Source organism: Nocardiopsis synnemataformans (assembly GCF_965343085.1).
Classification (GTDB): Bacteria; Actinomycetota; Actinomycetes; order Streptosporangiales; family Streptosporangiaceae; genus Nocardiopsis; species Nocardiopsis alborubida.
Map to the genome: position 1 here is coordinate 36,042 of NZ_CBDRFA010000020.1, position 17,637 is coordinate 53,678.

Genomic DNA, 17,637 nt, shown 5'->3' on the forward strand with positions numbered 1-17,637 from the left:
GGTGGGCTCAGCGAAGTTGACGTACTGGCCGAGAAGGTCTTCACCGACCTCGGCGAAACCGAGGAAACGGGCTGGACCGACGGTCCAAGGCTCAGGCGATATCAGCCTCGGTCAAAAACCGGCTGGGCTGGCCCTTCCAGGACACGTGCAGGTGATCGCGTGCACGAGTACAGGCCACGAAGAGCAGACACCGTTCGGCCATCAGGTCGGCCTCGTGCTGGAGCGGGTCCACCTCCTCGGGAGTGATGCCCCTGGCATAGGGCACGGCACCGTCGTTGACGCCGATGACGGCCACGCACCGGAACTCCAGCCCCTTGAGGGAGTGCATCGTCCCCGCGCGCACCCCCGGATCGTCCGGGCCCGCGGTGCGCAGCTCGCAGGCGTGAACGCCCGCCTCGGTGAGGGCGTTGACCGCCCGCCGCGCCGCGGAGTTGAAGCGGGCCGCGACAGCGATGGATGACGGCTCCACTCCCCCGTCGATCCAGGAACGCACCGTGTCCACGAGCACATCGAGTTCCTCGCTCTGGCCAGTGGCCGCGTGCGTCGTGGGCCGGGGTCCCTGCAGGGCCGAGCGGTACCCGGTCAGCGACTCGGTGCCCCCGTCAGCGAGGGCCTCCACCCTCTCCCCCGCCAGGAGCGGTCCGGCCCAGGTGAGGATCTGCTGGGTGCTGCGGTAGTTGCGGCGCAGACGCTGCGAACGCCCCACGACGTTGACGCCGAGCGCCTTGAGGGAGACCTTCGCATCGTAGATGCGCTGGTGGGGGTCACCCGCGATGAACAAGTCGTCCGGGCGCGGGGCGACCAGGGCGCGCAGGAGCCGCCACTGCGCGGGGTGGAGATCCTGGGCCTCGTCGATCACCACGTGCCGGTAGCGGGGCCCCTTCTCCTCCAGGATGCGTGCGGCCACGTCGCACGCCTGCAACTGCGTGCGCAGGCCGTCAGCGGCCAGACGGCCGGTGAAGGCGGACATCACCTCCCACACCTGGGTGCGCTGGACGTCGTTCAGGGGGCGCCCGCGTCCACGGCGGGTGGCGGCCAGGTATTCGGGGAGGGTGTCCAGGCGCTGAGCGAGGAGGACGTGACGGTACTCCTGGAGCAGGAACTCGGCCGTCCAGGGCAGCTGGCGCTCCTCCACCAGCGCACGCCACCGTTCCAGCTCCTGGGTGTCGTTGACATAGGAGGGCTTGGCGCCTCCGGCCGCTTCGGTGAGGACCTCGGCGGCCTGGGCGTTGACCGTGGTGACGTCGAGCCGGTCCAACCTCGAGGGGTCGCCCGTCAGCTGCCGCACCCCCTCCCTCAGCGCGGAGGCGAGCGTGTTGGTGAAGGTGGTCAACAGGATCCGCTCATCGGACCGCAGGTAGGACAGCAGATGGTGGACGCGGTGCATGGCCACCACCGTCTTGCCGGTGCCGGGGCCTCCCGTGACCTGGTAGCTGCCGGGGTAGCTGGCCTTGTAGGCGACCTTGCGCTGGGCGGGGTGCAGGAAGGTGCGCCAGACGGTGAAGGGCTGGGAAAGGATCTCCTCCAGCTCGTCGAGCCCGGAGACGAGCTTGATCCGGGTGGGGGTGTTGCGGATAGCGGTGTCCAGGTCGCCGCTGACGGGCCCGGAGGGCCGGTGGGCGACGATGTCCCGCCAGATCTCCTCCACGGAGAACCCGGCGGCGAGGTACTGGAGGACCTCGGCCTGGTCCTCGGGCAGGAGCGGGACGATACCGGCGAGTTCGTCGGTGTCGGCGATGGTGCGGGCGGCGCGCAGCACCCTGTCGGTGACGCCCAGGGTCCTCAGGTCGCCGTCGGAGACCTTGGCGAACAGCTGCCCGTCCGGGTCGGTCGGGGCCGCCCTCCCCTCCAGGTCCGTGGTGGCCCGTTCCAGTGCCTCGGCGTCCCAGATCTCCACCGCTCCGGTGAGCTGGTTGACGCCCGCGTCCTGTTTGTTGGCCCAGTCGTAGGCGTCGTCATGCGCCATGACCTTGAGCAGCGTGTAGCTGTCGCCGCTCTCGGGGGCCAGGACCACGCCCCGGTAGAAGTTGTCCACCCTGAAGGTGAAGATGCTGCGGTTGCGCCGTCCCTGGGGAGGCTTGAAGTTGAGTCCCTTGTCGGCCTTGAGTTCGGCGGGGGTGAGCAGGCTGAACTTCTCCATGGCGATCCGGATGTTCTTCCGGGCCGACGGGGGGAGTTCGTCGTACTCACCGCTCGCGAAGAACTGCTTTCCCAGGGCGAGTTGGGGCATGGGGGCAGGGCTCCGTTCTGGCTGGGGTGACTCGGGCGACGGTCCGGCTCAGCTTCGGCCCCGTCCCAGCCGGTCCAGGAGGTCGGCGACCTGGAGGGTTTCGGGGGCGCTGGGGCCGTAGGCCGCGCGCAGGTCAGAGTACAGCGCGGGCAGCTCGGACGAGGCGCGTTCGGTGTCTCCCGAACGCAGCCGCCACAGGGCCACCTCCCGGCGCAGGTCCAGGACGTCTTCGGAGCGGTCCCCGCTCACCCGGCGGAACCGTTCCAGGAGTCCCTCCGCCTCGTGCAGGGCCCGGGTGGTCTCCCCCAGCTGCGCCATGCAGTAGACGGCCTGCTGCCAGCAGATGAGGGCGCGTTCGTCCTGCGGTCCGGCCTGGCGCTGGAGGATGTCGGCCAGGGTGGTGAACTCGGGCAGGGCCCGGCGCGCGTCCCCGCTGATGGCCAGGGCGTTGGCGCGCAGCAGGCGCAGTTCCACGACCTGGGCGGACTCGGGGCCCAGCACGGAGGCGGCCGGGTCGATCACGTCGTCGAGGACACCGATGGCCTGGGCGAAGCGTCCCTCGCCGATGAGGGCCTGGGCGTGCCCGTCGGCCTCGGTCAGCTCTCCGGGGGCCAGACCGGCGATCGGGGGCGTGGCCGCGGTGGACTCCACCAGCGTGGAGGGCAGCGGCTTGGTCGGCGAGGGCACTGTCGCCCGGGGCCGGAGCGGTACGGGGCGCCGGTAGGGGCGAGTGGGGTCGGGCAGGGCTCCGGGCGGCAGCGGCTTGTCCGGTGCGAGGGGGTCGGGCCGGGGCAGGTGGGGGACGAGTCGGTCATGGACGTCCTGCGCGGTGGCGGGCCGGTCCTCGGGGTCCTTGGCGAGCAGATCCAGCACGAGCCGTTCCAGGTCCTCGGGAAGGCCGTCCACGTGGGCCGAGGGCGGTGAGGGGGCCTCCTCCACGTGCGCGACCTGGAGTTGGAAGTGCGTGTAGTCGGCGGGGAACACGGTCCGGCCGGTGAGCATCTGGTAGAGGACGCAGCCCAGGGAGTACAGGTCGCTGCCGGGGGTGGCGGGCGCACCGCGCACCTGCTCGGGGGGCATGTAGGCGTAGGTTCCCAGCATGCTGCCGGTGTGGGTGAGGCGGGTGACGTCGGTGCGCAGCACGGCGGCGATCCCGAAGTCCAGGACCTTCACCGTGCCGTCGTCGGCCACCATGATGTTGCCCGGCTTGAGGTCGCGGTGGACGACAGGGACCGCGTGGGCCTCGGCCAGGGCCGCGCACACCTGGGCGGCGACCGCCGCGGCCGCGGGCACCGACATGGTGCCGCTCTCGTCGATGGTGTCAGCGAGGGAGACGCCGCGCACCAGCTGCATCACCAGGTACAGCGAGCCCTTGTCCTTGTCCACGGCAGCGTCGTAGACGGCCGGTACGCCGGGGCTTTCGATGCGTGCTGTGACGCGGGCCTCGCGCCTGAACCGGTCGGCGTACTCGTCGTAGAGCCTGGGGTCGGCTACCAGGTCGGGGCGGATCACCTTGACCGCGACAGGCCGGTCCAGAACGGTGTCGTAGCCGCGCAGGACACGGCCCATGCCGCCGGTGCTGATGGTGTCGACGAGTTCGTACCGGTCGGCGATCCGCTCGGGTGTGGCGTGCACCAGGCCCCTTAGGTCGGGTGCGGACGGGCTGTGGCGGGTCGGCCCGGCCCGCACGGATGGTGGTCCTCTTCTCTGCGGGGAGATCCTACGGGGCCGGGCCCGGGCAGGCGCAGGGACCTTGGTCCCTTGACGTACTCCTCGGCCGCCGAAAGCCACGCACCGGTGAGGGCAGCGCCAGCGGAAGGCTTCAGGGGCCAACGCACTTTCTCGTGGGAGGCTCGGACATCGCCTACCGGTCACTGAGCAGGCGCTCGCGTTCCTCCGCGACGATCTCGCGGGCGAGCTCGGCCTCGGACACGTCGAACGCCTCAGGGGCGCTCTCCGCGGTCGCGGACTGACGGGCGAAGTCGCTAAACAGGGAGCTCTTGCGTTCCAGGATCTGCCTGATGCGCTGGTCGACCCCCTCCTCGCTCACCAGCCGGTGAACCTGCACGGATTCGAGTTGGCCCATGCGATGCGCGCGTGCGGTGGCCTGCCACTCGATGGTGGGCTTCAGCTGGGGCTCGCAGATGACGATCACGGAGGCGGCCTGGATGTTCAGGCCGACCCCGCCGGCCTGTATCTGGGAGACCAGGACGGCACCACCGCGGGCCGCGGAGAACTCGTCCACCATGCCCTGTCTGCGCACGGCTGGCACCGACCCGGTCAGGGGCCCGACGACCTTGCCGGGAAGCACGTCGGTCACCTGCTTCAGGACACCCAGGAAGTGGGAGAAGACGATCACGCGCCGGCCGTTGTCCTCGGCTTCCTCGACGATCTCCAGCAGCCGTTGGACCTTGCCGGAGCCGCGACCCTCCACCATGGCGGCCTGCCGCATGGCGGCGAAGTTCCCCTCGGCTACCGCCCGGCGGTAGGCGGTCCGGTCAGCGGCGGTCAGGGGGACGAACTCGTCGACCTCGACGAGCTCCGGTAGCTCGTTGAGCACGTCCTCCTGGTTGCGCCGTAGGTAGGCGGGCGCGACCTGCCTGCGGAACCGGCGGGGGTTCGTTTCGGAGACGTCCTTGAGGAGACGGGGCTGCAGGTAGCCCACCAGGTTGGCGAACTCCTCGATCCTGTTCTCGAGCGGAGTGCCGGTCAACAGGATCGCGCGCGGGGACCGGTCGATCAGCTCCGCGGTGCGGCGGGAGCGCTTCGCGGTCGGGTTCTTGACGTAGTGGGCCTCATCGACCACCACGCATGCGATGTCCTGAACGTTCGTCAACCGGTCCTGGAAGCGGGCGAGCGTCTCGAAGGTGGTCACGGCGATCCCGCCCTGACGAAGCCAGGAACGCAGGGCTTGGTCACGTTCGGGGCCGTGCACGCGGTGGGCGGTCAGCGTGGACTTGGCGGTGATCTCACGCGTCCAGTTGGTGACCACGGCCGCTGGACAGATCACCAGGAAACGGCTCTCACCCGCCGCGCTCAGATGCGCCAGGGCCGCGAGGGCCTCGATGGTCTTGCCCAGCCCCATCTCATCCCCGATGATGACCTTGCGCTGGACCAGGGCGAAGCGTGCGGCGAAGCTCTGGTAGCCCCGCAGGGCCGCGACCCTGAGGTGGTCGGTCCTCAGACTGAGGTCGCGGATGGCCTGGATGATCTCGTCGGGCAGGTCCCCGGTGGACCTGGCCTCGTCCTCGGGGTTGATGCCGAGTTCGGCCAGGAGAGCGAAGTAATCCGAGGGGCGCGAGGTGAAGTCGTCCCACACATCCCCCTCGCCCCTGCTGGTGGGAGCGGACGCACCCAGGCGGGCGGCGCCGTCGCACACGGCCCTGATGTCCTGACGCAGCACGTCGGGATCGGGGGCGTGCGCGGTGGGGTAGAGCGCCACGTGCGTGACCCTGGCGGTCCCGCGGCTGTCAACGAGGGGAGCGAACTCGTCCACACGCGACAGCAGGGCCGAACCGCCCGCCAGGTCACGTGCGGCGTCCCAGGCGCGCAGTGCCTGTAGGAGCACGGTGGCTTCACTGGTGCGCTGGCGGATGTCGATCCGGGCGGGCGTCTCGTCGAACGTGGTCTGCCGCAGCGTCTGCGCCGCTCCCAGGAGGTGGAGGGCCGTCTTGTCCCCGATACCGGGCAGCTTGGTGATGCGCTCGCCAAGGCCCAGGACGTCGAGCACGGTCGTGAACCCCGCGGCCGTCAGCGGGGCGGTGCGCAGCCGGTCACGGGTGACCTCCCTCAACCGGTCCAGCGGCATCTCCGCGAGCAGCTTGCGGGTCTGCGCCCCGCGAACGTTGTTACCCGCTCTCAGCGCGGCGCCACGGTAGGAGGCCTCGTGCCTCCGGGCCCGTCGGATCCGGCTGATCGCGGCGTCCAATTCCTTGACCACGCACAGTTCCAGAAGGACGGGGCGCCCCTTCAGCTCCGGAAGGTGCTCCTCCAGTGGGATCAGGTCCCGGGCAAGGCTGCGAGCGGCGTCCACCCCGTTCCGGCGGAAGGGGACGTCGAGTGCCTCCAGCCGCCGGGACAGCTGTTCCCGTTCGGCACGGGCATGGTAGTTCGCGAGGTGGGAGGCGGCCGCGACGGCTTCCTCCTTCCTCTGGTTCGAGGAGAGGAACCTGCGCAACCCCAGCAGGGATCGCGCCGCCCGAACCTGGGCGGGCAGGTCCTCAGCCAGGGCACGCAGGGCACGAGTGTCCGCACGCGTCGCCGTCGGCATCCTGCTCCAGGCGAGGAGGTCTCCCAGACGGACGTCGGCCTCGGGGGTGATCGGCAGGGCCTGCCAGACGGGTCGTCCATCACGGTGGAGGGTGAACTGGGAACGCCGGAGGTACTCGGCCGATCCCCGCACCACCTCACTCGCCGTACCGCGCTGGGATCGGATGCTGCGGGCCCGTGCGATCCAGGCGTTGATCCGGGCGACGAGGACGTCCAGATCCCGGCGTTCGTCTCGGTTCATACGTCCTTCTGCGCGCGTGGGGAGGGGGAAGGCGAGGGGGGTACCGCATAGACGAAGAGGAAGCGGGGAAAGCCTATCCTCCGCTGCTCGGAGCCGATGGCGATCCGAGCACACGTCTTCTGGCGGTGGAGCCGCCGGGGCACGAGAGGCGCGGGCGTGGTTCTCCGGCGGATCCGTTCACCGCGAACCTCCTGGGAGGATGTGAGGCCGCATGGACGTCGGGGCCAAGACGGGACCCGGAGCAGAGGACGGGGATCCTTCGAGCCGGGTCGGGTGGCGTGGACGGGCCGTTGGGAAACCTCCCTAGTTCGGGGTGAGGCTCTGGTGGAGCATGAGGGTGACCGCGTCCTGGAGGACGCCGAGCCCCAGGGGGAGCAGGCACACACGGACGACTTCCGTGTGGCGAACCGGGTCGGGACAGATGAGGACCGCGAGTACCCGCATGACGAGGAGGAGCTCGCCCGGCCGCCACAGGGTGAGGAACACGGCGGCGCACTCCCAGACCGCTTCCAGCGCGGTGTCGGAGATCAGTTCCTGAGCCAGGCCCCAGTCCGGCGGCGCCTCCTCCTGGAGCAGCTCGCGTGCCTGGGCCGGGATCTTGTCGACGGCCTGGTCCACCCGATCGAAGGCACCGACCAGAGCAGTCAGCAGGGAGCACCAGAAGTGGCCGGGCAGGGCCTCGGCGACCCGCGCCAGTTCGGGGTGCCGAGCGGTGCGGCGAACCGCCTCGGTCTTGACCACGCCGAACGCCTGGGTGTTGAGCAGGCCGCCGAACTCCCGGATCCTGTTCGCGGTGGCGGGGTGTGCGGCAAGGTAGTCGGCCATGTCGACCCTGGCGGCCTCGACGGCGTGGCCGAGCATCCGCGGGGTGGGGGCGGCCAGGTGCTCGCGTCTGGTCTGTTCGTCGAACCCCACGGCGGCGTACCAGTCCTGTTGGGCGCCCTCGCGGCGAACCGCGCGCTCCTCGGGAGGTCTGCGCGACAGTTCGAGGTGTCCGGGCCAGCCGTGCAGGCTGCCTCCGCAACCGGAGCACGAGCAACCGGGCTTTCTGGCGTTCGCGCAGGAGTGGTTGTGCGCCACAGGGACTCCGGGGGTCGACGGCCTACCAGAGGAGGCAGACCGTCTCCACTGTCCACGGTGGTGGTGGAACCCGGTATCACCCGGCGGGTGACTCCGTGTGGGCGCTGGTGTCAGGCGAGTGTGACCCGGCGGACAGGACGGGAGCTCTGAGCTGCGACGATACGCCTCCTCCTGCCGGGTACGACCGATGGTGCGCGTACGTGACGGACGGGGCGGACCTGAGGCGGTTGCCCGCGTGCGGCCCCCTCATGGTCACGGCGGGCTCCCCCGGTACCGCACCACCCGGGCGGGCGCGGGAAAGCAGACCTCGCCCCACCGCCGTGCCGGACATGGGGAGGAGAGTTCGATGGCCCCCGTTCAGACCTGGCCGGTGTACTCGGCGAGATTGGGTGGTGGGCCAGGGCTCCGACACTGGTCGCGAAGGTGTAGGCGGCCAGCAGGCGCGCCAGGGCGGTGCGGCCGACGCGGCCTGCACGGCACAGTCTGAAAGCACACGATTCCCCACGGAGAATTCAACCCCGAGCGCCGCCCACAGTCGCCTGCCTAGACCTTGCCCATGCCGAGAACTCTGTACCTGGTGGTGTCCGGAGCCCCCGCGCCCGAGGGAACCCCCGAACTCGTCAAAGCTCTCCAGGGCCAGAACTGGCAGGTGGCGGTGCTGGCCACTCCTACCGGCCTGGACTTCCACGACCAGACGCGGCTGGAGAAACTCACAGGAGAACCGGTCCGATCCGCGTTCCGAAGGCCAGGCGCGGGCAAGGCCCTACCGCCAGCCGACGTGGTGCTGGCGTGTCCGCTCACCTTCAACTCGGTGAACAAGTTCGCCCAAGGCCTCGCCGACAACTTCGCCGTCGCGCTGCTGTGTGAGATGGCCGGGTACCGGGTGCCCACCGTGGTGGTGCCCCACTGCAAACTCCAGCTCGCCTCCCATCCGGCGTTCATCCGCTCCCTGGACACTCTGCGCGGGATGGAGGCGGTCACCGTTCTGTACGATCCCGACGCTCCCTACGAACGCCGCATGCCCGCGTGGCGGCAGGTCATCGACACCGTGAACTCCCTCTGACCGGAAGGGCCAACGTGGACCCCTAGAACGCGTAGGGGCGGGCGAAGTGGGTCAGTGTGGAGACTCCCGGGAGCAGTCGGTCCACGGTGTCCAGAACGGGACGGGCCACCCGGAGCGGATCGATCCCGCCCCGTTGGTCCAGTCCTCTACCGGCCCAGACCGGGCCTTCAACGGTCGCTGGCACGGAGGCCTCTCCATACGGGGGGTGGGGATGCTGACCGAGTCTAGACGAGTGGTTTCCGGGGCTGTCCGATTCCTCAGACCGCTCCCGGATCATGTTCGGTTCGGTACCGGAGCGCGTGGCACCGACGGCCACGTGTCCCAGGCCGTGGGGCCGTGGGACCGCGTGTCAGGTGTACAGAAAACCGGACCTGTACGGGACCGATCCCCCCGGAGCTCCCGTTGTGCACCGTTGGCGGGGACCGGGCCACGGAACACCAGGAATGGCCGCACTGGACCAGGGCCCGGCGCGGCCTTCCGGAAGAGGTACGGAATGGCCGAATGTGGCCATATCCCAAGGCTCCAGCCCACGGCGCCGGATACCAGGAACCCACAGGCCAGGGCATCTTACTTGCGAAAGACAAAGGTTTACCCTCTTCTCTCGCGTGACACACAGAAGAGACCAGAAAATCCGTTGACCTGGAACGTTCACCAGGAACAGCCAGTTGTCACGGCCAACCGCGTGTACCAGCCCGTTCCCATCGTCCTCGGAGACGCCTCTCCCTGGCTAGAATCAGCGCACGACCACCCCCTCCCCCCAGGAGAAACACATGGCAGGCGCAGGCGCGAACCCGGGCGATGCCGTGAATTCCGCTGGCAGCGCGGCGGACATGGCCGACAGTATGGCCACACTCACCCAGGACTTCGGGAACAACATCTCTCCGCTCTATTCCGGGGCCCCGGAGCTCGGTGGTTCCCTGGTGGACTACGACATCGAAGGCAACGAGCGCATTCGTCTTTCGGTGATGAGTAGCAGGAGCCTCGCCGAGAAGAGCGGACACGCCGGTGGCGAATTCTCGGAGACGGATTACCGGTCATCCTCGGACTACGCAGACGCCGTTCCGTCCATTCCCCGACCGGTCAACTTCTGAGGGAAGGCCACATGTCACCCGAATCCATGGTCCTCGGTCTTCCCGACGACGTCGAAGCGGACGAGGACGCCATACGCGACGGAGCCGCGGGCCTCCTCGCCACCAGGAACACGATGCTCGGACAGTCGGCCGATCTGGAGACCGGCTTCTGGGCGACCGCGAACGAGTTCAGTGACACGGTCGCCTGGGACATCAAGGACGCGACCGCACAGGAGGTCCAGACCTGGGAGGACGCGGCCGAGATCCTGACCCACGGTTCGGGCACGTTCACCCTGTACGCCGACGCCGTCGAGGAGTACCGAGGTGTGCGCGTCGACCTCCATATCCGCTGGAGTGAGTGCAAGCGCGAGGCCCTAGCGCGGATCGAGGAATTCGGCGCCGACACCATGACGTTCAACGGCGTCTCCCAGGAACAGGCCGAGGTGGACTACCTGAACGGGGTTCGTGAGGGGCTCCTGGGCGAGCACACCCAGGCACGGTCGGACCTGGACGACGCGACCGACGACGCCAAGGACGCTCTGACCAACGGCCCGGGTGCCGCGTCCTGGAAGCGCATCGAGGACGCGGGCCTCATGACCGGCTGGGAGATCCACCTCTTCGGCGGCGTACCCGATCTAGCGGTCGACTTCGAACCCCAGGACGACTGGCCTCCGGAGGAGGTGGCGCAATGGTGGTCCACCCTCGCACCGAACCAGCGGGAACACGCGATGGAGGAATACCCGGACGACCTGCGGAACCTGGACGGTGTACCCGTCGTCGTCAGGGACGAACTGAACCGCACGGCGCTTGAGGAGGCGATCGACCACTTCTCCTCTCCCGGGGGCGGGAGCAATCCGTTCGCTCTCCAGCAGTTGCGGGAGATCGAGGAGGCGACCAAGGGAGATGACAACAAGTTCCTCATACACTTCGATCCCTTCGCCCCCGGGGGAGGACAGACGGCCCTCTCCACTGGCAACCCCGACCTGGCGGACCATGTCTCCACCATGGTCCCCGGGATGTTCAACGACATGGGCACTCTCGCGACTCCGATCGAACGCTCCGAAGCGCTCCACGCCCAGATGGTCGAGAACGATCCGAACGCTGAGCACGCCTCGATCACCTGGATGGGATACAACGCACCCCCCACCCACTGGGACTCGAAGGACGGCGCCACGGCCCTCGCCTCGTTCCAGGAAGGGCTGCGTGCCACACACCAAGGTGATGAGCCCTCGCACAACACCGTGCTGGGACACAGCTACGGTGCCTACATCGCTGGTGCCGCGGCCAACCCCCATATCGGTGGCGGTCTTGACGCCGACTCGCTCGTTTTCGTCGGTGGGGCGGGCGCGAGCGTCGACCACATCAGCGACCTCACCGTCGACGAGGAGAACGTGCACGTCATCCAGGGAGACGACGACTGGATCGAGGATGCCAGAGACGATTTCGGGCTCCTCATCGAGGGTTTCGGAACTCCGCTACACGAGGATGAGTTCTTCGAGGATCCGGACAACCCCGGAGAGGAGCTGGGCAACCGACTCGATCCCGAAGCGGACACCGACCACAGCGGGTACTTCACGGACGAGGAGACACTCAGCTATCTGGGCGAGGTACTGACAGGAGGCACCCCCCGGTGAACACGGACCCCACCCCTTCTCCTCACAGCAGACAGGCGGGCGGAGAGAACAGGTCCCGACAGGAACCGCCCTCCGTCATCCGCGACCTTCTGGACCGGCACCTGGGGCTGTTCCTGGCGCTGTCCGTGGGAACGGGCTTGGTCTGCGGAGCGCTCGCGGTGTTCGTCGACGGACTCAGTTCCGAAGGGCTCCCGTTCCTGGAATGGTCCGTCGGCCTCTATGTCACGCCGCCGTTCCTGGTCGGCTGGACGGCGGTCCGTTCCCGGTCGGCGGCCATCGCGGGTTCAGTCACGTACCTGTCCGCCGTTCTCGGACACCTGGCCACCACCCACCTGGCAGCCGGCGACTACACCATGCGGGAGTACTGGGTCTGGGTGCTCGTCGGGTTGGTCACGGGGGCGCTCCTGGGGTTCCTCGGCAACAGGTTCCGATCGCACGCCACGGGCGTCAGGGCCTTCGCCGCGGGTTTTCCCCTCGGGCTGATGGCGGTCTTCCTGTGGGTGAGCGTCAGGGCGTACGTGAGCTCCGGTGGGGAGGAAGTCCACTTGGGCGTGCTTCTCCTCGAAGGGGCCCTGGTACTGCTCCTCTTGGCGCTGTGCCGTGGGTGGGCCGCTCGGGGTGTGGCCCTGGTGTGGGCGGCCGTACTGAGTATCCCGTTCGCCTTCGGCATGTTGTCCGTGTTCTCGCTCATGTGGTTCGCGAGCGGAGACTACTGAGGCTCATGCGCGGGTAAGCGGATATGTCGGCGAGTGGAGAGAGCACGCGAATGTCCCGGGCAGGTGCCCGCGTGCACGCGGACACCTGTGGCTGGGGCAGCCTCCCAAGCGCTTCCGCCTGCTGCTGACGTCACACTGATTCTCGCTTTCCATGGCTCAGCCGATGCCCGCCTCGGTCAGGGACCGGCTGGGCTGGCCCGACCACGACACGTGCAGATGGTCGCGTGCACGTGTGCAGGCCACGAAGAGCAGACACCGTTCGGCCATCAGGTCGGCCTCGTGCTGGAGCGGATCCACCTCCTCGGGAGTGATGCCCCTGGCATAGGGCACGGCACCGTCGTTGACGCCGATGACGGCCACGCACCGGAACTCCAGCCCCTTGAGGGAGTGCATCGTCCCCGCGCGCACCCCCGGATCGTCCGGGCCCGCGGTGCGCAGCTCGCAGGCGTGAACGCCCGCCTCGGTGAGGGCGTTGACCGCCCGCCGCGCGGCCGCGTCGCACGCCTGCAACTGCGTGCGCAGACCGTCGGCGACCAAGCGGACGGTGAAGGCGGACATCACCTCCCCCCTGGGTGCGCTGGCCGTCGCTCAGGGGACGCCCGCGTCCGCGGCGGGTGGCGGACAGGTACTCGGGAAGGGTGTCCAGGCTCTGGGCGAGAAGGATGTGACGGTACTCCTGGAGCAGGAACTCGGCCGTCCACGGCAGCTGGCGCTCCTCCACCAGGGCGCGCCACCGCTCCAGCTCCTGGGTGTGGTTGACGTAGGAGGGCTTGGTGCCTCCGGCTGCCTCGGTGAGGACCTCGGCGGCCTGGGCGTTGACCGTGGTGACGTCGAGTCGCTCCAGACGCATGGAATCGTCCGTCAGCTGCCGCGCCCCTCCCCCGACGCCGTGTCGGGCATGGGGGAGGAGAGTTCGGTGGTTCCGTTCAGACCTGGCCGGTGTACTCGGCGAGGTTGACGTAGATGTCCTCCAACAGGTGGGCGGGGAGTTGACCGACGTAGTCGCCGATGTCCTCCTTGGCGATCGGTTGCGCGGCGGCGACACGGACCCAGCACTTCTTCTGCATGTTGGCGACACCCTGGCTGAGCTTCACGCAGTACCGGGTCCTGCGCGAGGACTGGCTCGAACACGGGGCGACCAGGACGATCGGCCAGTCCTGGTTCTCGTGCTCGGCGTCACCGCTGATCACCACGACGGCACGTCGGGGGTGCGGGTCCCGGTCGTAGTCAGGGGGCAGGGCGAGAAGGCGGTCGGGAACCCAGTAGACCCCACCGCGTTTGATCGGGGGCTTCACTCCTCACCCAGCGCCTTCGTGTTCGCCCGACGGCGGACCTCGGCTGTTTCGCCCATCTCCGCGAGAAGGTCCTTACCCACACCCGTATCGGATTCGACGGGGCCTCTGTCAGCCAGTCGTGCCCGGTAGCGCTCCTTGAGTGCGGCGTACTGCCTGCGACGCCTGGCCCGGTTGAGATCGAGGAGCACCCCGCGCTCGCCTTCGGACTGGGCCTGCACCATGGGAGCGGTCTCGTAGGTCAGGTCCCTCAGTTGGGCGGCGGACTTGCCGCCGTGTTCGGCGACGGTTCTGCCGAGCACGGTCAGCGGTACGGATTCGAGGGGCGCTTCGATGTCCTCGACCAGACGGAGCCGAACCTCCCCGCAGGGGCTCTGGGAGTCCTGTGTGCGTTCGATGATCCCGGTGGCGACCAAGGCGTCCTCGACCCGGTACTGGGCCGGGTCGAAGGGGCCGTAGTTCTCCCACCGCCAGGTCGCGCCGCTGAACGCGACACTCCCGTTCTCCACCGCGGAGAGGTCCGCGAGGTAGAGAAGCTTGGCGATCTTGGTCCGGTTGAGGCTGTGCCCTTGGTCCCGCGCGACCCGGAACAGGGAGAGGACGGAGCGCAACAGCGGGTCTTCGGGTTGGCTGAAGATCATGCCGTGCGTCACCTCCGCCTCACACGAGGAGATCGTCATACCGAATCTCTTTCAAGCTTAGGGGGCGGCTTGTCGAATACTGCGGTTGCCGTGCGGAAGGCATTTTCATGATGACAGGCCCCGACGCGCCGCGGTGGGCGAACGGGAAGAGTTTCGGTGCCGTGCGGATGTGACGAACAGGGACCGCGGGTCGAGGGGTGAGGTCCTCCGATACCGAGAACGTCAGCGAGGGGCGGAGACTCCGGCAGGAGCGGGGCGTTGGGCTGTGGACAACCGGTCGGCGTTGGTGAGACGGGTGGAGCCGCGCCGGGTCCCCGATCCGGCGCGGCCTCCTGATGTGGTTCGAGTGCGGGACGCTCCCCCGCTACAGCAGGGCCGTGGCCAGGTGGTGGGCCAGGGCTCCGGTGCTGATGGCGAGGGTGTAGGCGGCCAACAGGCGGGCCGGTCCGGTGCGGCCGACGCGGCCTGCGCGGCACAGCCTGGAAGCACGCGGTTCCCTACAAAAAATCAGCCCCGGGCGTCGCCCACAGTCTCCTGCCTAGACTCTGCACCATGCCGAGAACTCTGTACCTGGTGGTGTCCGGAGCCCCCGCGCCCGAGGGAACCCCCGAACTCGTCAAAGCTCTCCAGGGCCAGAACTGGCAGGTGGCGGTGCTGGCCACTCCTACCGGCCTGGACTTCCACGACCAGACGCGGCTGGAGAAACTCACAGGAGAACCGGTCCGATCCGCGTTCCGCAGGCCCGGCACGGGCAAGGCCCTACCACCAGCCGACATGGTGTTGGCGTGTCCGCTCACCTTCAACTCGGTGAACAAGTTCGCCCAGGGCCTCGCGGACAATTTCGCCGTCGCGCTGCTGTGTGAGATGGCCGGGTACCGGGTGCCCACCGTGGTGGTGCCCCACTGCAAACTCCAGCTCGCCTCCCATCCGGCGTTCATCCGCTCCCTGGACACTCTGCGCGGGATGGAGGCGGTCACCGTTCTGTACGATCCCGACGCTCCCTACGAACGCCGCATGCCCACGTGGCGGCAGGTCATCGACACCGTGAACTCCCTCTGATCAGAAGGGCCCAACGTGGCTCCCGAAGCCCGTGGGAAGGGTGTGGGCACCGTCGCGACGCAGCTGACGCTGGACTACGCCTTCCACGTCATCGGCCTGGAAATGGTGTGGCCGAAGGTGTTGGAGCCCAACACCGACGGGCGCACTACCTACACCAAAGCGGGCTTTCGGGAGATGGGCACCATGCGCAGCTCCGGAGTCTGGAAGGGGCGCCGCTGCGGCGAGGCCGTCATGGATGCCCTGCCCGAGGATTTCCCCTGGCCGTCGGTGATCGTGGACGCGGACGACTGACGGAGGGGTGGAAGCGATGGCGGCCGCCCCGGGATCCTGGTCTGTCAGGGAGCCTCTGCCTCGTGGCCACATGCGGTCACGAGGAACGACTCCTTCGTTGCCCTCCGTCATGTCATGCTCTGTCTGGAAGAATATTCGCGACTATAGGAGAGCTGGCACTGATGCGTTTGACGTTCCTGGGCACCGACAGCGAAGGCGGCAAGTGCCCGACCCTCTACCGGACTGATCGCGACACCATCGTCGTTCAGGGCTACAAGGTCACCGACGCGGCGCTCTCGCGGACGTCCGCGACCTGGCGGACAACGAGACCCTGGTCGAGATCCCCCGTGAGCTGCTGCGCTACGCGGACGAAGGCGCCTGACCGATGGGACGGCTCCTGACTGAGGACGACTTCGTCCGCCAGTTCACCGACTTCGAACACAGCGCCTGGAAACTGGAGGTCCGCGACCGCTACAACGTCGACGAGGAGGCCGAGACCATCGACCGCTTCCTCCGAACCGGGGATCTCGGCCGGGAGAGGGACCACGCTCTCACCTCCTCCTGGCACCGCAACGTCACCGCCGGGGTCAAGGAAGGGAAGGTCTGGCAGAGGGTCCGCGTCGTCTCCCGACCACTGAGCGACTACATCACCTGGGAACACGCCGTCACGCGGTTCAACATCGAGGCCGGGGAGGACATCCGTTGGCTCCCCCGACACCACCCAGCCGTGGCGGAACTGCCCGACCTCGACTTCTGGTTGTTCGACGACACGTGGGCCTGCGTCCTGCACTTCGATGACGATGACGTGCCCCACGAACTCGAACGCGTCGACGACCCCGACGATGTCGCCCGCTACCGCCGATGGCGTGAGACCGCCTGGCGGCACGCGGTCGCGCACACCGAGTTCGCACCCGAAGGCCGCGCGGGATTCAATACCTAGGTGTCCCACAGCATCGAACGAGCCCGTCAGGATCTGGGCAGACGGCTCCGCGAGGTACGACGGTCGGCGGGACTGACCGGAGTCCGGCTCGCGGAGCTGTTGTCGTGGAGCCAGCCGAAGGTCTCCAAGATCGAGACGGGGCGTCAGGCACCGAACGCCGCCGAGATCGCCGCGTGGACTGAGGTCTGCGACCAAGCGCAGCTCACCGATGACCTCGTCGCCAGGTTGAACGACCTTGAATCGATGTGGGTGGAGTGGAGGAACCAGCTCCACGGCGGCCTGGGCGGCATCCAGTCGCGTATGGCCCTCGAAGAGGAGCGCGTACGGCTCTTTCGGGTCTATGAGCCAATGATCGTCCCGGGTCTGCTCCAGACCCCCGGGTACGCACGCGCGGTCCTGGAAGCGGCCAACCGCAAGAACGGAACACCGTCCTTCGGTATCGAGGACGCCGTGGGGCAGCGAATGCGTCGCCAGGAGATTCTCTACCGACGCGGCAGACAGTTCCGTTTCGTCATCAGTGAAGCGACCGTCTGCCACAGAAGAGGAAATCCGGAGTCGATGGCCGCCCAGATCGACCGGTTGGTCACGGTTTCCGACCTTCCACATGTCTCCTTGGGGATTATCCCCTTCGATTCCTCTCCCCCTTATCTTCCCCTCCACGGATTCTGGATCCAGGATGAGTCCTCCGTGGTGGTCGAAACCGTCTCCGCGGAACTGACCCTGACCCATCAGAGCGAGATCGAGCAGTACGAGCACGTCTTCACCATGGCCTCCTCCGGAGCCCGCTTCCAGGGTCAGGCCAGGGAACTTCTCAGGAATGCGGCGGAAAGGCTTGCCAGATAGCGCGCGCCCCGGCCAGGAGCACAGGCGACGAGGCACCTTTATTCGAGACTATTCTCGAACTACCGATGGCACCCGTGAGCATACGCATAAGCGAGTATTCTCATCGCTGGTCAATCCGCTTCTTCCTATGTTGGTGCCACACCCACAGGAAGGAGTACACGTGGAGGAACCGTACGAAGGCGCACCGGATGTGATCGAGCTCGGTGACGCGGCCGTCCTGACTCAGGGCAGCGACGACCAGAGCGTCGAGAGCAAGCAGTCTCCCTATGACTGACACGTTCGGTGCCGC

Annotated in this window: 16 protein-coding genes and 1 pseudogene; 9 read left to right on the plus strand and 8 right to left on the minus strand. The window is 68.1% G+C overall.

Features of this window, described 5'->3' with window-relative positions:
* Positions 1–91: 91 nt before the first annotated feature.
* From ACSIH6_RS13740 to ACSIH6_RS13755, 4 genes are all read right to left on the minus strand, one after another.
* Complete coding sequence (locus ACSIH6_RS13740) at positions 92–2,230, minus strand: UvrD-helicase domain-containing protein (RefSeq protein ID WP_435108659.1); 2,139 nt, start codon at positions 2,228–2,230, stop codon at positions 92–94.
* A 48-nt stretch (positions 2,231–2,278) separates the two neighbouring features.
* Positions 2,279–3,865 (minus strand): serine/threonine-protein kinase, encoded by a 1,587-nt coding sequence (locus ACSIH6_RS13745; RefSeq protein ID WP_435108660.1) that lies wholly within the window; start codon positions 3,863–3,865, stop codon positions 2,279–2,281.
* Between the two features lie 229 nt (positions 3,866–4,094).
* Entirely contained in the window at positions 4,095–6,740 is a 2,646-nt protein-coding gene (locus ACSIH6_RS13750) for a DEAD/DEAH box helicase (protein WP_435108661.1), read from the minus strand.
* A 303-nt stretch (positions 6,741–7,043) separates the two neighbouring features.
* On the minus strand, positions 7,044–7,820 hold the full coding sequence (locus tag ACSIH6_RS13755; protein WP_435108662.1) for a hypothetical protein: 777 nt from the start codon (positions 7,818–7,820) through the stop codon (positions 7,044–7,046).
* Between the two features lie 556 nt (positions 7,821–8,376).
* Here ACSIH6_RS13755 and ACSIH6_RS13760 point away from each other — a divergent pair.
* A complete protein-coding gene (locus ACSIH6_RS13760; RefSeq protein WP_435108663.1) occupies positions 8,377–8,883 on the plus strand; it encodes a flavoprotein in 507 nt (168 codons plus the stop codon).
* Between the two features lie 22 nt (positions 8,884–8,905).
* Here ACSIH6_RS13760 and ACSIH6_RS13765 read toward each other — a convergent pair whose 3' ends face one another.
* On the minus strand, positions 8,906–9,067 hold the full coding sequence (locus ACSIH6_RS13765) for a hypothetical protein (protein WP_435108664.1): 162 nt from the start codon (positions 9,065–9,067) through the stop codon (positions 8,906–8,908).
* Positions 9,068–9,653: 586 nt separating this feature from the next.
* Between ACSIH6_RS13765 and ACSIH6_RS13770 the strand changes: the two genes are divergently transcribed.
* From ACSIH6_RS13770 to ACSIH6_RS13780, 3 genes are read left to right on the plus strand one after another with little or no spacing between them, the layout of a single operon-like run.
* Complete coding sequence (locus tag ACSIH6_RS13770) at positions 9,654–9,974, plus strand: hypothetical protein (RefSeq protein WP_435108665.1); 321 nt, start codon at positions 9,654–9,656, stop codon at positions 9,972–9,974.
* An 11-nt stretch (positions 9,975–9,985) separates the two neighbouring features.
* Positions 9,986–11,587: an alpha/beta hydrolase gene (locus ACSIH6_RS13775; protein WP_435108666.1), complete on the plus strand. Its 1,602-nt coding sequence runs from the start codon at positions 9,986–9,988 to the stop codon at positions 11,585–11,587.
* Positions 11,584–12,303, plus strand: a complete 720-nt coding sequence (locus tag ACSIH6_RS13780) for a DUF6518 family protein (protein ID WP_435108667.1) — start codon at positions 11,584–11,586, stop codon at positions 12,301–12,303. Before ACSIH6_RS13775 ends, ACSIH6_RS13780 begins: the two co-directional genes overlap by 4 nt.
* A gap of 156 nt (positions 12,304–12,459) precedes the next feature.
* Here the strand turns inward: ACSIH6_RS13780 and ACSIH6_RS13785 are convergent.
* From ACSIH6_RS13785 to ACSIH6_RS13795, 3 genes and pseudogenes are all read right to left on the minus strand, one after another.
* Positions 12,460–13,180 (minus strand): annotated as a pseudogene (locus tag ACSIH6_RS13785) (3'-5' exonuclease); the annotation flags it as partial.
* A gap of 49 nt (positions 13,181–13,229) precedes the next feature.
* Entirely contained in the window at positions 13,230–13,598 is a 369-nt protein-coding gene (locus ACSIH6_RS13790; RefSeq protein WP_435108668.1) for a type II toxin-antitoxin system PemK/MazF family toxin, read from the minus strand.
* Positions 13,595–14,275 carry a Panacea domain-containing protein gene (locus ACSIH6_RS13795; RefSeq protein ID WP_435108669.1) on the minus strand — a complete coding sequence of 227 codons (681 nt, stop codon included), beginning with the start codon at positions 14,273–14,275 and terminating at the stop codon, positions 13,595–13,597. Before ACSIH6_RS13795 ends, ACSIH6_RS13790 begins: the two co-directional genes overlap by 4 nt.
* A 513-nt stretch (positions 14,276–14,788) precedes the next feature.
* Here ACSIH6_RS13795 and ACSIH6_RS13800 point away from each other — a divergent pair.
* From ACSIH6_RS13800 to ACSIH6_RS13820, 5 genes are all read left to right on the plus strand, one after another.
* A complete protein-coding gene (locus ACSIH6_RS13800) occupies positions 14,789–15,295 on the plus strand; it encodes a flavoprotein (RefSeq protein ID WP_435108670.1) in 507 nt (168 codons plus the stop codon).
* A 15-nt stretch (positions 15,296–15,310) separates the two neighbouring features.
* Positions 15,311–15,586, plus strand: coding sequence for a GNAT family N-acetyltransferase (locus ACSIH6_RS13805; RefSeq protein ID WP_435108671.1), 276 nt, complete (start codon positions 15,311–15,313; stop codon positions 15,584–15,586).
* Between the two features lie 364 nt (positions 15,587–15,950).
* On the plus strand, positions 15,951–16,505 hold the full coding sequence (locus ACSIH6_RS13810; RefSeq protein WP_435108672.1) for a DUF6879 family protein: 555 nt from the start codon (positions 15,951–15,953) through the stop codon (positions 16,503–16,505).
* On the plus strand, positions 16,506–17,348 hold the full coding sequence (locus ACSIH6_RS13815) for a helix-turn-helix domain-containing protein (RefSeq protein ID WP_435108673.1): 843 nt from the start codon (positions 16,506–16,508) through the stop codon (positions 17,346–17,348).
* A gap of 160 nt (positions 17,349–17,508) precedes the next feature.
* A complete protein-coding gene (locus ACSIH6_RS13820; protein ID WP_435108674.1) occupies positions 17,509–17,622 on the plus strand; it encodes an albusnodin family lasso peptide in 114 nt (37 codons plus the stop codon).
* Positions 17,623–17,637: the final 15 nt, after the last annotated feature.

What these genes read in the sequence shown, in the direction of transcription:
- ACSIH6_RS13775 (WP_435108666.1), top strand. Translation starts at nt 9,986, where the DNA reads ATGTCACCCGAATCCATGGTCCTCGGTCTTCCCGACGACGTCGAAGCG.
- ACSIH6_RS13760 (WP_435108663.1), top strand. Translation starts at nt 8,377, where the DNA reads ATGCCGAGAACTCTGTACCTGGTGGTGTCCGGAGCCCCCGCGCCCGAG.
- ACSIH6_RS13770 (WP_435108665.1), top strand. Translation starts at nt 9,654, where the DNA reads ATGGCAGGCGCAGGCGCGAACCCGGGCGATGCCGTGAATTCCGCTGGC.
- ACSIH6_RS13800 (WP_435108670.1), top strand. Translation starts at nt 14,789, where the DNA reads ATGCCGAGAACTCTGTACCTGGTGGTGTCCGGAGCCCCCGCGCCCGAG.
- ACSIH6_RS13750 (WP_435108661.1), bottom strand. Translation starts at nt 6,740, where the DNA reads ATGAACCGAGACGAACGCCGGGATCTGGACGTCCTCGTCGCCCGGATC.
- ACSIH6_RS13810 (WP_435108672.1), top strand. Translation starts at nt 15,951, where the DNA reads ATGGGACGGCTCCTGACTGAGGACGACTTCGTCCGCCAGTTCACCGAC.
- ACSIH6_RS13795 (WP_435108669.1), bottom strand. Translation starts at nt 14,275, where the DNA reads ATGACGATCTCCTCGTGTGAGGCGGAGGTGACGCACGGCATGATCTTC.
- ACSIH6_RS13740 (WP_435108659.1), bottom strand. Translation starts at nt 2,230, where the DNA reads ATGCCCCAACTCGCCCTGGGAAAGCAGTTCTTCGCGAGCGGTGAGTAC.